Source organism: Grimontia kaedaensis (assembly GCF_023746615.1).
In the GTDB taxonomy this organism is placed as follows: Bacteria; Pseudomonadota; Gammaproteobacteria; order Enterobacterales; family Vibrionaceae; genus Enterovibrio; species Enterovibrio kaedaensis.
This window is the reverse complement of record NZ_CP082275.1, coordinates 1039113-1052579: the sequence shown is the minus strand read 5'-3', so window position 1 is coordinate 1052579 and position 13467 is coordinate 1039113. Positions and strand designations below refer to the sequence as shown.

Below are 13467 nucleotides of genomic sequence, written 5' to 3'. Positions count from 1 at the left end.
CCTGCTATTGGGTGAGTTTTGCCCCTCCACCTGCGAGCCATTGCAGCTCTGCTTCAGTAGAAAGCCGACCTAGAGATGCATTGCGGGTAGGAAAGCGTCCAAATCGCTTGATGATATCGAAGTTGTTCCGGGCATGACGGAAAATATTTTCGAACAACCCAGCATCTTCCTGCCCTGCCGAACTGCACAACTGACTGAACCTGAATAACGCCTCCTCCTGATCTTCCATATGCTCGGAGTGCTGCAAAGGCATATAAAAAAACGCCCTCTGAATAGTCGGTAAATCTAAATCCTGCGCTTCTGCCAACCCTCGCTTACATACGGCCAGCGCAAACTCATCATAACGAAAAGCCGCACTCAATCCGCGGTAGATTCGACGACTGAACTGATCGAGTAAGATGATAGTAGCCAGGGTCCCTTGCGGGGAACAAAGCCACTGGCTGAGCTTTCCTCCCCCCGCCATACTCACATGAGGAAGAAATTGCTCCCGGACCTGTTTGTCCAGACTGTCATTGTTCTCAAACCACATAGATTTGAGCACATCGTCTGTTTTGGGGGCGTCTGGGTCGCCAAACCAAAACTCCAGCACTTCTGTGTAGTTCATTCGCGCCTCCATGTGACGCCGAGTTCTATTGACCTTAAGTACCCTTAAAGCCTAACTGCATATTTGATGAAGCGTGGTTCAATCAAACGATAGGGACTGGTTTTGTGATTTTACTATGACATTTACGCAAAACGTGTACTCTCAAACAGACAAGAGTTTAATCTTGGTCATACAGCCCAAAGGCTCGGCTATCGTTTCATTCATGAGATTTTGCCATCCATCGATTATTTACATTAGTGCGGAATCCCAGTAGTTTTGACCTGATTTCCTGACATCAAGAGAAGATGAAATGCCATTCGAACTCCACCCACGATTGGACGCAGACACGACATGGCTGGGCGATTTTCCGCTCTGCCGTGTTCTATTAAGTAAAGAAGACATCGGCCCTTGGCTGATTTTGGTTCCTAAAGTCGAAGGGATTCGTGAGATTCATCACCTGACGAAAAGTGACCAACAACAGTTCATACAAGAATCTTCGCTGGTTGCAGAAAAACTGGAAGCGCACTCAAACGCTGACAAACTCAACATTGGTGCGCTGGGGAATATGGTTCCTCAACTACATGTTCACCACATTGCCCGTTTTCAAACAGACATCGCTTGGCCTGGTCCTGTTTGGGGAAACACCAATGGCGCGCAGCGCCATGAGTTGGCTCAAAATGAAATGGCAGAGAAGTGGCGCAGCCTGCTCGGAGACGCGGCTGGGTTTACCCCAGCAGGATAAAAGAAAAGCGCGGATTCGATCCGCGCTTTTTTGTTTTCTATTGATAAACAGTCACGCCAAGCTCAGAGTCATCAAGCCAGGTGTATTGCCTGACAGTGATTGACGCCCAATCAGAAACGGTTACCTTGAGTTTTCCCCGTTTTACCCATTCACTCAGCATGGCTTCAACCCCATCCTCGGAAAGAACGAAAACTTTTGCTAACTCTTTCAATGAACATTTGGGGTGAGACTGAATGTAATCCCTCAGACAAAACAAAATCATACTGCAACAACCCTGAGCGAATTACTGAAAGAACCGTTACGCTTAAGTAGTGAAACAGTCGCTACCATTAGCGCGATGCTGCCCGCAATCCAAAGCCCACTCACTAAAGGTGTCACCATCAACATCATCGATTGATAAATAATAGTTGCCACGACTACACCCAGCAGCATGGTCCACCCGGCAATGAAAATGGCAAAAGGTCGACCGAATTCACGCACATAAGCACCCATCGCTGCGACACAAGGTGTGTAGAGTAAAACAAAAACCAGATAAGCAAACGCACTTGCAACGGTAAAGTTTGCGCTTAAGTTAGCAAAGATGCTCGGATCGACTTCCTGTTCCTCAGCCACCGCTTCGTTATCAGCCAAATCTCCGACTTGAATACCCAATGGATCGGAATAATTAAGACCCATGAGGTTTTCAGGAATAGTCTGTAGTGCTTCGCTCAGGCTGCCCAACAAATCATATTCACTGGCTTCTTCACTACCCGGCGAGGCGTAAAGGTTGTTTAACGTTCCAACCACTGCTTCTTTAGCAAAAATACCAGTAATGATACCCACCGTCGCCTGCCAGTTGTCTTCCTGAATACCAATCGGCATAAATACGGGGGTAACAAATTGAGCGGCTTTTGCCAGCACAGAGTTGTCTGAGTCTTCGTTACCAAACGAACCATCAGTACCAATAGAGTTAACAAAGCTCAATACCGTCACGACCACAACAATAGTCTTACCGGCGCCGAGCACAAAACGCTTCAGTTTTTGCCAGGTTTTTACGCAGATATCTTTTACTCGTGGCCATTCATAGCGAGGCATTTCCATCAACAAAGCCTCACTGTCGCCAGGATAAAGGGTCCGACGCAAAACCACGCCCGTAAAAATAGCTACAGCAATACCCAGCAGGTAGAGCAGGAAAACAATGTTTTGCCCATTGCCTGGAAAGAATGCGGCAGCAAAGAGCGCATAAACTGGCAACCTTGCACCACAAGACATAAATGGAGCCATTGCTGCTGCAAGACGACGTTCTCGCTCTTGATCGAGTGTGCGCGTTGCCATGATGGCGGGTACGTTACAGCCAAAGCCTAGAACCAAGGGAACGAACGCTTTCCCAGGCAAGCCAATCTTCTGCATCGCCTTATCCAGCACAAATGCTGCACGTGCCATATACCCCGAAGCTTCAAGCAACGACATAAAGAGGTAAAGACAGGCAATCACGGGGATGAACGTCGCGACAGTTTGAATACCACCGCCAACACCATCGGCAATAATCGTCACTAACCAAACGGGCAAGTGATTATCCAACAGGTAGTGACTGCCATCGACTAACAAAGCCCCTGTACCAATATCGAACAAGTCGATAAAAGCGCCACCAATATTTATGGAAAACATGAACATCAGGTACATCACGCCAAAGAAGATCGGCAATCCAAAGTAACGGCTCAATACCACGTTATCGATAGCGTCAGTCACTCGCGCTTTAAATGGGATTACCTGAGTTTTGGATTCTCGGCAAACTTCTGCGACGCGCGAATAGCGGACGTCAGCAATAATAAGATCTATATCTGTGGCATCGAGATTGTCGGTCACATCGAATAGGATTTGTAGCGTTACGTCTGAAACTTGGCGTTTTAATGCACTGTCGCCGCATAGCAGTCGAATCGCACTCGCGCGGGTGTACGTCTGACCCTCTTTATGCATCGCTGTCGAGAGGGTTTCAATCCCCGCCTCTAATGCCTGCCCGTAGTTCAGCATCAAAGATACGTCGGGTTGAACCTCTGACAACGCATTTGATAAAGAGGCTTTCAGCGAATTTACTGAATCCATGTCAGTCGCTGTGACTGAATAAACAGGACACTGGAGAAGACTCGACAATATGGATGTGTCAATCTCAAAACCCTGCGCTTTAACCACGTCCATTTTGTTGAGGACAACCACCATAGGTCGCCCCAGCTCACGAAGTTGAAGCGTGAGGTACAAGCTACGCTCCAGACTGCTGGCGTCGAGAACATTAACAATCAAATCGCAAGGAAGGTTAAACAGAGCGGAAATCGCGATCGATTCATCGAGACTGTTTTCACCATCGGCATTATCCAGTGTGTAGATGCCCGGCAAGTCAGTGAGAACAGCATCTTGCTCTTGAAGAGATAATTTGCCTTTCTTTTTATCAACGGTGACACCTGCCCAGTTACCAATCTCCTGCCGAGAGCCAGTCAGTCGGTTGAACAGAGTCGTTTTCCCTGAGTTAGGGTTACCAACGGTAAGTAATTGCTTACCCATAATGAGAAGTCACCTCAATGTTTTGGGCCAAGGAAAGTCGGAGTGCAATATCACACCCTCTGACTCTGATTTGGATTGGGTCTCCCATTGGAGCATAACGAATGACGCTTACATCTGTATCCGGCAGCAAGCCCATTGCCATCAGTTTTTTTCGTGGAATTGTTGGTACAGAGGAGAGAGAGATAACCCGCCCAGCCATGCCAGGTTTGAGTTCTGTAAGCTTCATAAATACAACCAAAATGAGAATCATATACATTTGCAGTCAAAAGTATTGCAAATTGTTTCAGAAAGAAAGTTGTTTTTGATCAACAAAATTAGGGGATTTAGGAAGAGTTTCGCGCGCCGACATGTCAAAACCAACGTCAATTTCGTCAAAATTTCCGTTAACTTCGTAAAATTCCACATAAAATCGTCTATTTGACGCACGTTACCTGCAGGGTTCAAAAAGAAAAATTGCCCGTGAATTTTTCGTCAAAAACGTTAAAAACCTAAAATTCTCTGGTTTCCACCCAGTAAAAAGTTAGAGGCGGTGCAAAGAAATGGGGACTTTTTAATCGAAATGAAATAATGGCGGGAAATTACTATCGGCGATAGCAGTTAAATCGTTTTAATACACCCAAGTTATTTAAAACCTAATTCCAGATGGTGTGTGGTCTCCCACGCACCTCCGGCAGCAAGCGAAGGTGTCTTTGACGCCCGTGGTATAGTCAGCAGGCTATACCACGCTCTTTTTTTTCCCCTCCAAGTTTAATATCCCATGCCAACGACATATCGCATTAGCCTTTTTGGGATTTCTCGTCGGTCTTGCCTGAAATTCAGCCACCTGTTTTACACGTGATATTCGTTGCTACACGTATCCCGGAACTGTGATGGCGTTACTCCATATTTTAATTTGAATGACTTGGTAAAGTAGGAGGGCTCATTAAATCCACATGCCACAGAAACATCCGTAATCTTGTCTCCCTGACATAGCATCCGCTTAGCGTTTTCCAACCGCGTGGCAATCAATACTTCTTTGAAGGTGTTCCCTAGTTCAAGTTTGAATCGACGCTGCAAGCTTCGTTCAGAGATGAACAGCGCCTTTGCTAACAACGCTGTGGAATATTCGGGATCGTGGAAATGGCTTCCAATTTCCAACAGGACACGTTCTCGCCACTCTTCAGCTTCTTTATCAACACCATTGCTTACAGGCTCTGTCACCGCCAGTGGGTTTAGTGTAACAGGCGCCGGCTCAAGCTCGGGTAAAATGCTGCTTGAACCGCTAGAAAATCGCTTGGCTGACTCCTCACGCTTGTCAATTTCAATGACTTTCCGGTGAACAGTTTCTCTTAGCTGCTTATTTTGAAACTTGATAGTGGTGTTCTTTTTTCGGTAATAAAACGCCACGAAGATAATCGCGACTGTCACGACCAGAAAGAAGTAACCCATTCGTTCATACCATGGCGAATCTACAACAAAACTGAGCAGGCGTACTTTTTCTCCAACTCCATTTCCTTTCGACAAGTTAAGAACAAGGGTATATTCACCAGTATTCAGGGCATTGAATACCAGTTTCTGATCGTTGGTCGTGTACCAGCTATCATCGCCATTACCCTCCAAACGGTACTCGAGTTTATCTTGAGTGCCAAACGGCATTTGTCCCATCTCAATCACTACCGTTCCTTTGGTGGTAATGGTTAAAGGTGTGTCTGAAGAGGGCCCAAGGCGCCACGGAATACCGTTTACATAGACAGCACTCGGAGAAACAGGCGTTGGTGGGGCACTGAATAGAAAAGATAATATCGGCTCAGGAATTGAGAAAACGCCAAAATCACCGGCTATCAACATCTTCTCTTCATCTTTCTCACAATAGTAACGAAGAGAAGGTACGGAATTGGGCGCACCTTGAACAAATTGCAGTAACTCGTTTGAAAACTGCTGCCTGTATATTCCTTTGGTAGTGACGTATAGAGAAAATGTCCCGTTAACAACCAAGCACTTTGCGATATCATCTGATGTATTCACAAAACGCTCTTTGGGTAGCATTTGGTTGACTGCGTCATAGGTATAAACGCCCCTCTGGGTAAGCATCCAGATCTCCCCTTTAGGGCCCACTTTCAGTGACTTTATGGCACCGACTTGTTCTCGGGTCAGTTTAGGGATAAACCTGCCATCAAAGTAGAAATACAAGCCATTGGTGGTTCCTAGCCAAGTACCGCTCTCCTCGAGATCGATCACAGATGTTAGCCGATTATTGAATACACCTGACCAGTCGCTGCCAAAATCTACCAAAGTACGGCCTTTTGGCCAAAACCGCATAACATTAGAACCTTGAGCAAGCCAAAGGGAGTGGCTGTCACTCACAATGCGGTCTACTGGTTTATCCTCAATTGCCCTCGGCACTTTCCCATTCAGTAAAGAAAACGTTTGAGGGTCATAAGCTTTAAGCCCTGATGCCGATGCTACCCATAAGACACCATCAAACATCACCATACTGTCGATCGCTGAGTCCAACTGCGTCGACTTAATCGGCTCTAAGCGTTCATTGAGCATAATCAGCTTATACCGCGTGCTCATCAGGAAATCGTTTCCATACTGAACCAATGCGGACAATTGTTCTTCACCTGGCTCGGGCGACAATACATACATAGGAAATCGGTTGATTTGACTTGCAACCATGTTTCGATAATTCAGCCCTGCATCTGTTGCCACCCAGAGTTCTTCCATCATTCCTACTTCAAGATCTTTGATAGCTTGCCCTGAAAAGCTGAACGCATCGTCACTTTGACCAGTGAGAAGCTTGAATTCAGAATCTTCTATTTTCTTAAGATACAAACCTGAAGGAGAACCGGCCCAAACGCCCTCTGCCGTTACAGCCAAATGATCAATTCGAATACCTGATAGATAACGCTGCAGCTCTTTTCCCTGCTCAAAGACAACAATGCCTTGCGCTGTACCTGCCCAGAACTGCTCCCCCACTTTCTCAAGGGCATTTAGCTTTGCGTCAACGTCAAATAGCACTTTTCCAGAAGGCAGTTCGACTCCTTGATTATCACGCTGCGCGATAACGCGCTCTCCATTTTCAAAGATATCGGAAAAAGGCTCAGCCAGGCGCATTTCGGGTTGGGTGGTGTTTGCAGCTATCGAATAAGTATTGGTGGCGGTTAGAACCCACAGATGTTCAGTCGTTCCTACAATTTCGTTTACCCTCCCTTCAACCGACAGAGGGTGTAATTGGTTATTGTCTATATCGTATTGGAGCAACTGCCCTTTTGAGATTAACCACAGATCACCATTAAACAACTCGATATGCGAGATCCTCTTACCGATTGGCGTGAATGCATCAAGCTTGTGGTAATGAACACCATCGTAGTAACTGACACGTCCATTAGTATCAAGAAGCCAAATGCCTCTATTGTCCGCGTATTCGATCTCTTTTATTTTTGCTGTATCGCTGGCTGAAGGAAATGGAAAGGCATAGAAAATAGGTGACGCCTGAACCGATGCCGCCAAACTGGCAAAGGCTGGGATCACCCAAAAGAAAGATCTGCATTGAGCAAGCAAATAGCGAAGCAGTGACATCATTGTTTTGTATGATTTTTTACTGACACCGCATTTTCGCAGTTTTTTGGATTCGGTCTTGTCCGCAATGCAGGGTTATGCGAACAAGCTCACATTACCCAAGCTCAAACTTCGCCGAAACAAGCCAAATACTGACTTCCTAATTGATTCAGAAAATCAACGTATTGATTCGTTTCCATCTTCAGGTCTGCTGCCATTGGGTCAAGAACTAGCACTTTCGCATCCGTCCCTTTCACCAGAGTTGACACCATGGCGGGATTGAATTGAGGTTCACTGAATACGCACTGTGCCTGTCCCTTTTTAATAGCTCCACGAATCGCTACTAGGGTTTTAGCACCCGGTTTACGTTCCGGATTGATGGTGAGATGCCCCAGCGAGTTAAGCTTAAACGCATCTTCAAAGTATCCATAGGCGTCGTGAAATAGAAAGTACCCTTTGTTATCAATGGCTGAAAGGCGTGTTGTCAGGGAAGATTTCGCCTTTTCCAGGTCCACTTTGAATCGAGCGTAGTTGCTCTCGTAATCTTTCGCATGAGAAGGATCGAGCTTGACCAATTTGTCTTTCACTGCCTGAGCAATCACAATACTTTGGTCTGGTCCCAACCAAATATGTCCATCAATGCCGTCATGAGAGTGACCATGATGGTCATGATCATCATGTCCATGCGCTCCCTCTTCGAAGTAGCGGACTGGCATGCCAGGATAAGTTGTTAAACGGACTGCATTGTCCGCATCGCCCAGTAGCTTCTCCAGAAACAACTCTAGTTCTGGTCCAACCCAGAATACAGCATCTGCCGCAGAGATCTTTTTAAGGTCGGATGGTCTCAGCGCGTAGTCATGCGGAGATGCGCTGTCCGGTAGCAACACTTCCACGTTTGCATGGTTACCCGCAATGTCATTGGCTATCAGACCGAGGGGTTTGATAGTCGTCACCAAGTTTGGTTGGGCACTCGCAACTGCTGGAAGAAATAACATTAAGGCTATGAAAAACTTCTTTGTACTACTGATCATCGTGTCATCCATCATGCGAATTTAAAAACAGCGAGAAATGTTATATTATAACATTTCATTTTTAAACCACTTGTTCAAGATATGTCCGCAGCTCTCGTTAAACTCAACCAGGTTTCCGTCATTTTTGATGGAAAAAGCGTTTTAGATCGTGTCTCTCTGTCTCTCTATAGAAATAAAATCACAACGCTTATCGGCCCAAATGGTGCTGGAAAATCCACACTAGTGAAGACAGTTATTGGCTTGACTGAACCTAGCATAGGGAAAGTAGAAAAGAGCAAGGGATTGAAAGTTGGCTACGTACCGCAGAAGCTCAAACTAAATGAAAGCCTTCCCCTTAATGTAGAGCGCTTTTTAAAGTTATCTCCTGGCGCTAACCGTAAAAGTATTAGTGAAGCACTGATGCTTGTTGGAGCAACAAAATTACTTCACGCCAATATGCACACATTGTCCGGCGGTGAGTGCCAACGCGTCTTATTGGCAAGCGCGGTTCTAAAAAAACCCGACTTGTTGGTTTTAGACGAGCCAGTACAAGGCGTAGATGTGTCAGGCCAGTTAGAACTTTACAGCCTGATAGGTGAGCTGAAAGATAAGTTGCAGTGTGCTGTACTCATGGTTTCCCACGACCTTCATATCGTCATGGCAAAAACAGATGAGGTTATTTGTCTTCAACACCATGTGTGTTGTTCTGGCGAACCTGAAGCGATTTCATCTCACCCAGAGTACATTGCGTTGTTCGGTCGTAGAGAATGCGAACAACTGGCGCTCTACCAGCATCACCATAACCACGAACACGATCTGTCAGGAAGCCCTATTGGTCCCTGCCAACACGGAGACCATCATAATGCTTGAGTTCCTTGCCATACCGTTTTTTGCAGGTGTCCTCATTGCTGCCACTGTAGGTCCTCTCGGCTCGTTTGTTGTGTGGCGCAAGATGGCTTACTTCGGCGACACACTTGCTCACGGCTCACTGCTGGGGTTAGCCCTCGGGTTTATGCTTCAGATAAACCTGAACATAGCACTCATCTTCAGCTGTATTGTCATTGGCATTTTGTTGGTTGGACTGCAACGTAAAAGCAGCGTTTCGACAGACACCCTGCTTGGCATCATCGCTCATACGTCTTTGTCACTCGGCCTTGTGACAATCAGTTTTGTCGACGACTTACGTGTAGACCTAATGGCATATTTGTTTGGCGACCTTCTGTCTGTCACAACGGCAGACATTAGCTGGATTGCAGTAGGGTGTGCGCTGATATTGGCGCTTCTGTATAAACTATGGACGCCATTTCTTGCAATTACGGTTAACGAAGAGATGGCAAGGGTCGACGGATACAATGTCGATAGGCTCAAACTGGTACTCATGTTATTAGTCGGCCTTGTAATTGCCGTTGCAATGAAGTTTGTCGGCGCATTGATCATTACTTCACTAATGATTATTCCTGCCGCGACAGCACGGCGTTTCTCAAAAAGCCCCGAACAAATGGCCATTCTTGCCAGTGTCATTGGTGTGATTTCGGTGTTTGGCGGTATTGCCTTGTCATGGTTCGAGGATACCCCAGCAGGGCCTTCAGTGGTTGTCGCTGCAGGTTTTCTTTTCTTTCTCAGCCATTTTTATAAACAAGCTGAATAGCATTTCCTAGATACAAAAAAACCGCTCCGAGGAGCGGTTTTTTACATCTGGTTTCTTACCAGCCAGTGCGTGAACGCAGTGCTTTACCGATATCGGCAAGACTTTTCACTGTAGTTACGCCAGCTGCTTCCAGTGCTGCAAATTTGTCTTCTGCAGTACCTTTACCACCTGAGATGATCGCACCAGCATGACCCATACGCTTACCTGGAGGAGCAGTCACACCAGCGATGTAAGAAACAACAGGCTTAGTCACATTCTCTTTGATGAATGCAGCTGCTTCTTCTTCGGCGGTACCACCGATTTCACCGATCATCACAATCGCTTCAGTCTGTGGATCTTCCTCGAACATTTTCAGAACGTCGATGAAGTTAGAACCTGGGATTGGGTCACCACCGATACCTACACAAGTAGATTGGCCGAAACCTTCGTCAGTCGTCTGCTTAACCGCTTCGTAAGTCAACGTACCGGAACGGGATACGATACCTACTTTGCCTGGCTTGTGGATGTGGCCAGGCATGATACCAATCTTACACTCTCCAGGAGTGATAACACCCGGACAGTTTGGACCAATCATACGAACGCCAGCTTCATCAAGCTTAACCTTCACTTCCAGCATATCCAGCGTAGGAATCCCTTCGGTGATGGTTACAATCAGTTCGATACCTGCATCAATCGCTTCTAGAATCGCATCTTTACAGAAAGGAGCTGGTACGTAGATAACAGTCGCCGTCGCGCCAGTTGCTTCCACGGCTTCTGCCACAGTGTTGAACACTGGAAGACCAAGATGAGTCGTGCCGCCTTTGCCCGGTGATACACCACCAACCATTTGCGTTCCGTACTCGATGGCTTGCTCTGAGTGGAAAGTACCCTGACCACCGGTGAAACCCTGACAGATTACTTTGGTATCTTTGTTAATCAAAACAGACATTATTTGCCCTCCGCTGCAGCAACAACTTTCTCTGCTGCTTCAGTCAGTGAGGTCGCAGCAATAATGTTCAGGCCTGACTCAGCCAGTTTCTTCGCGCCAAGCTCAGCGTTGTTACCTTCAAGGCGAACAACAACTGGTACTTTAACGCCAACTTCTTCTACCGCACCGATGATGCCGTCTGCGATCAGGTCACAGCGCACGATACCGCCGAAGATGTTCACCAGAACAGCTTTTACGTTGTCGTCAGAGAGGATGATTTTGAATGCTTCGGTAACGCGCTCTTTCGTTGCGCCGCCACCAACATCCAGGAAATTTGCAGGGCTGCCGCCGTGCAAGTTAACGATATCCATGGTACCCATTGCCAGGCCCGCACCGTTAACCATACAGCCAATGCTGCCGTCCAGAGCAACATAGTTCAGTTCCCACTGTGCAGCGTGTGCTTCACGTGGATCGTCCTGTGATGGGTCGTGCATTTCACGGATTTTTGGCTGACGGTATACAGCATTGCTATCAACAGCCAGTTTTGCATCCAGACAGTGCAGATTACCCTGGTCAGTGATAACCAGTGGGTTCACTTCCACCAGCGCAACATCGCGCTCGATGAACAGCTTTGCGATACCCATGAAGATCTTGGTGAACTGCTTGATTTGCTCGCCTTGTAGACCCAGCTTAAATGCCAGTTGACGGCCTTGGTATGGCTGAGGCCCTACCAACGGATCGATCGCCGCTTTGTGGATCAGCTCTGGCGTCTCTTCAGCGACTTTTTCGATTTCCACACCACCTTCAGTCGATGCCATGAAAACAACGCGACGTGAACCACGGTCTACTACTGCACCCAGGTAGAGCTCTTGAGCAATGTCAGTACACTCTTCAACCAGGATTTTGCTAACAGGCTGGCCATTTGCATCTGTCTGGTAAGTCACCAGATTTTTGCCCAACCAGTTCTGTGCGAATTCTTTGATTTCTTCTTTGTTGCTAACCAGTTTCACACCGCCCGCTTTACCGCGACCACCAGCGTGTACCTGACATTTAACAACCCACTTGTTTCCGCCTAGTTTGTCAGCGGCTTCAGCAGCTTCTTGAGGAGTGTCACAGGCATACCCTTCGGATACTGGCAGCCCGTATTCAGCAAACAGCTGTTTTGACTGATATTCGTGCAGATTCATGATGTTCTATCCGTGTCTATTTCCGTTTTATAGGTTTAATTTGCTTTCCACACAGGGGGCTCCAGCCCCCTGCTCTCCGGTATAACCGGGCTGCTTATACGTCAAGCAGCAGACGCGTTGGGTCTTCTAAAAGCTCTTTTACAGTCACCAAGAAACCAACAGACTCACGTCCATCAATCAAACGGTGATCATAAGAGAGAGCAAGGTACATCATTGGCAGAATCTCAACCTTTCCATCAACTGCCATTGGACGCTCTTGGATCTTGTGCATACCAAGAATAGCAGCTTGTGGTGGGTTGATAATCGGCGTCGACATCAGAGAACCAAATACACCACCGTTTGTGATGGTGAAATTACCGCCGGTCAGTTCATCAACCGTCAGCTTACCGTCACGACCTTTAATGGCCAGCTCTTTGATCCCTTTTTCGATCTCAGCCAGGCCCAGGCGGTCACAGTCACGTAATACTGGTGTTACCAAACCACGAGGAGTCGAAACAGCCATGCTTACGTCAAAGAAGTTGTGATAAACAATGTCATCACCATCGATTGAAGCATTCACTTCTGGGTAACGCTTCAGCGCCTCAACAACAGCCTTCACGTAGAAAGACATGAAGCCCAAACGAATACCGTGGCGCTCTTCGAAGACGTCTTTGTATTGCTTACGAATGTCCATGATTGGCTTCATGTTCACTTCGTTAAACGTGGTCAGCATCGCTGTGCTGTTTTTCGCTTCCAGCAGACGCTCAGCAACACGCTTACGAAGGCGTGTCATAGGGACACGTTTCTCGCTACGGTGGCCAAGCGCAGGCGCTTCATCTTTCGCTGCAGCTGGTTCAGCGGCAACCGCTTTCGCACCGCCACTTTTCAGGAATGCATCTACATCTTCGCGAGTGATTCGGCCACCAACACCTGTGCCTTTAATTTGTTCAGGCGTCAGATCATTTTCAGCAAGAAGACGACGAACTGCTGGGCTCAGCGCATCGTTTGACTCTTCTGATAGCGACGCAGTGTGACGCTTGTCAGGAGATGCTTCCGAAGACGTTGGCGCGTCTTGAGTTGGCTCACCAGCAACAGCACCAGGCTTGAGCTTGGCAAGTAGTTGCTTAGACAGAACGGTTGCGCCTTCTTCTTCGATGATAGCTTCAAGCACACCATCATCCGGTGCTGGAACTTCCAGAACCACTTTGTCAGTTTCGATATCAACCAGAACTTCGTCACGGCTAACCGCATCGCCTGGCTGCTTGTGCCATGTCGCCACTGTTGCGTCTGCAACAGATTCAGGTAGGTCGGGAACCAGAATTTCGATTGTCATTTC

Annotated in this window: 12 protein-coding genes; 3 read left to right on the top strand and 9 right to left on the bottom strand. The window is 47.2% G+C overall.

The annotated features are described in order from the left end of the window. Positions 1–4: 4 nt before the first annotated feature. Positions 5–604, bottom strand: a complete 600-nt coding sequence (locus tag K6Q96_RS05025) for a DUF924 family protein (protein ID WP_251878329.1) — start codon at positions 602–604, stop codon at positions 5–7. A 289-nt stretch (positions 605–893) separates the two neighbouring features. On the opposite strand from K6Q96_RS05025, the gene K6Q96_RS05020 reads away from it, so the two are divergent. Then, positions 894–1325: an HIT domain-containing protein gene (locus tag K6Q96_RS05020; RefSeq protein ID WP_251878327.1), complete on the top strand. Its 432-nt coding sequence runs from the start codon at positions 894–896 to the stop codon at positions 1323–1325. Positions 1326–1362: 37 nt separating this feature from the next. Here the strand turns inward: K6Q96_RS05020 and K6Q96_RS05015 are convergent, their stop codons facing one another. The 5 genes from K6Q96_RS05015 to znuA form a co-directional block, all read right to left on the bottom strand. Beyond that, the gene (locus tag K6Q96_RS05015) at positions 1363–1587 is read right to left on the bottom strand and encodes a FeoC-like transcriptional regulator (protein ID WP_251878326.1); all 225 of its coding nucleotides are present in this window, start codon (positions 1585–1587) and stop codon (positions 1363–1365) included. Then, entirely contained in the window at positions 1584–3860 is a 2277-nt protein-coding gene (feoB, locus tag K6Q96_RS05010; RefSeq protein ID WP_251878324.1) for a Fe(2+) transporter permease subunit FeoB, read from the bottom strand. Before feoB ends, K6Q96_RS05015 begins: the two co-directional genes overlap by 4 nt. Continuing rightward, entirely contained in the window at positions 3853–4086 is a 234-nt protein-coding gene (locus K6Q96_RS05005) for a FeoA family protein (RefSeq protein ID WP_251879597.1), read from the bottom strand. The genes feoB and K6Q96_RS05005 overlap by 8 nt, the downstream gene beginning before the upstream one ends. A gap of 602 nt (positions 4087–4688) precedes the next feature. Then, the gene (locus K6Q96_RS05000) at positions 4689–7424 is read right to left on the bottom strand and encodes an AraC family transcriptional regulator (RefSeq protein WP_251878322.1); all 2736 of its coding nucleotides are present in this window, start codon (positions 7422–7424) and stop codon (positions 4689–4691) included. A gap of 101 nt (positions 7425–7525) precedes the next feature. Continuing rightward, complete coding sequence (gene znuA, locus K6Q96_RS04995) at positions 7526–8431, bottom strand: zinc ABC transporter substrate-binding protein ZnuA (RefSeq protein ID WP_251878320.1); 906 nt, start codon at positions 8429–8431, stop codon at positions 7526–7528. An 81-nt stretch (positions 8432–8512) separates the two neighbouring features. Here znuA and znuC point away from each other — a divergent pair, with 81 nt between their 5' ends. After that, on the top strand, positions 8513–9280 hold the full coding sequence (gene znuC, locus K6Q96_RS04990; RefSeq protein WP_251878318.1) for a zinc ABC transporter ATP-binding protein ZnuC: 768 nt from the start codon (positions 8513–8515) through the stop codon (positions 9278–9280). Further along, a complete protein-coding gene (gene znuB / locus K6Q96_RS04985; RefSeq protein ID WP_251878316.1) occupies positions 9273–10058 on the top strand; it encodes a zinc ABC transporter permease subunit ZnuB in 786 nt (261 codons plus the stop codon). Before znuC ends, znuB begins: the two co-directional genes overlap by 8 nt. A gap of 55 nt (positions 10059–10113) precedes the next feature. Here the strand turns inward: znuB and sucD are convergent, their stop codons facing one another. The 3 genes from sucD to odhB all read right to left on the bottom strand — a co-directional run bounded on the left by sucD (position 10114) and on the right by odhB (position 13464). Continuing rightward, positions 10114–10986 carry a succinate--CoA ligase subunit alpha gene (sucD, locus tag K6Q96_RS04980; RefSeq protein ID WP_002539560.1) on the bottom strand — a complete coding sequence of 291 codons (873 nt, stop codon included), beginning with the start codon at positions 10984–10986 and terminating at the stop codon, positions 10114–10116. Further along, entirely contained in the window at positions 10986–12152 is a 1167-nt protein-coding gene (sucC, locus tag K6Q96_RS04975; protein WP_062662709.1) for an ADP-forming succinate--CoA ligase subunit beta, read from the bottom strand. Before sucC ends, sucD begins: the two co-directional genes overlap by 1 nt. Positions 12153–12246: 94 nt before the next feature. Next, positions 12247–13464, bottom strand: a complete 1218-nt coding sequence (odhB, locus tag K6Q96_RS04970; protein WP_251878314.1) for a 2-oxoglutarate dehydrogenase complex dihydrolipoyllysine-residue succinyltransferase — start codon at positions 13462–13464, stop codon at positions 12247–12249. Positions 13465–13467 lie beyond the last annotated feature (3 nt).

What these genes read in the sequence shown, in the direction of transcription:
- K6Q96_RS05025 (WP_251878329.1), bottom strand. Translation starts at nt 604, where the DNA reads ATGAACTACACAGAAGTGCTGGAGTTTTGGTTTGGCGACCCAGACGCC.
- K6Q96_RS05020 (WP_251878327.1), top strand. Translation starts at nt 894, where the DNA reads ATGCCATTCGAACTCCACCCACGATTGGACGCAGACACGACATGGCTG.
- K6Q96_RS05015 (WP_251878326.1), bottom strand. Translation starts at nt 1,587, where the DNA reads ATGATTTTGTTTTGTCTGAGGGATTACATTCAGTCTCACCCCAAATGT.
- feoB (WP_251878324.1), bottom strand. Translation starts at nt 3,860, where the DNA reads ATGGGTAAGCAATTACTTACCGTTGGTAACCCTAACTCAGGGAAAACG.
- K6Q96_RS05005 (WP_251879597.1), bottom strand. Translation starts at nt 4,086, where the DNA reads ATGAAGCTTACAGAACTCAAACCTGGCATGGCTGGGCGGGTTATCTCT.
- K6Q96_RS05000 (WP_251878322.1), bottom strand. Translation starts at nt 7,424, where the DNA reads ATGATGTCACTGCTTCGCTATTTGCTTGCTCAATGCAGATCTTTCTTT.
- znuA (WP_251878320.1), bottom strand. Translation starts at nt 8,431, where the DNA reads ATGATCAGTAGTACAAAGAAGTTTTTCATAGCCTTAATGTTATTTCTT.
- znuC (WP_251878318.1), top strand. Translation starts at nt 8,513, where the DNA reads ATGTCCGCAGCTCTCGTTAAACTCAACCAGGTTTCCGTCATTTTTGAT.
- znuB (WP_251878316.1), top strand. Translation starts at nt 9,273, where the DNA reads ATGCTTGAGTTCCTTGCCATACCGTTTTTTGCAGGTGTCCTCATTGCT.
- sucD (WP_002539560.1), bottom strand. Translation starts at nt 10,986, where the DNA reads ATGTCTGTTTTGATTAACAAAGATACCAAAGTAATCTGTCAGGGTTTC.
- sucC (WP_062662709.1), bottom strand. Translation starts at nt 12,152, where the DNA reads ATGAATCTGCACGAATATCAGTCAAAACAGCTGTTTGCTGAATACGGG.
- odhB (WP_251878314.1), bottom strand. Translation starts at nt 13,464, where the DNA reads ATGACAATCGAAATTCTGGTTCCCGACCTACCTGAATCTGTTGCAGAC.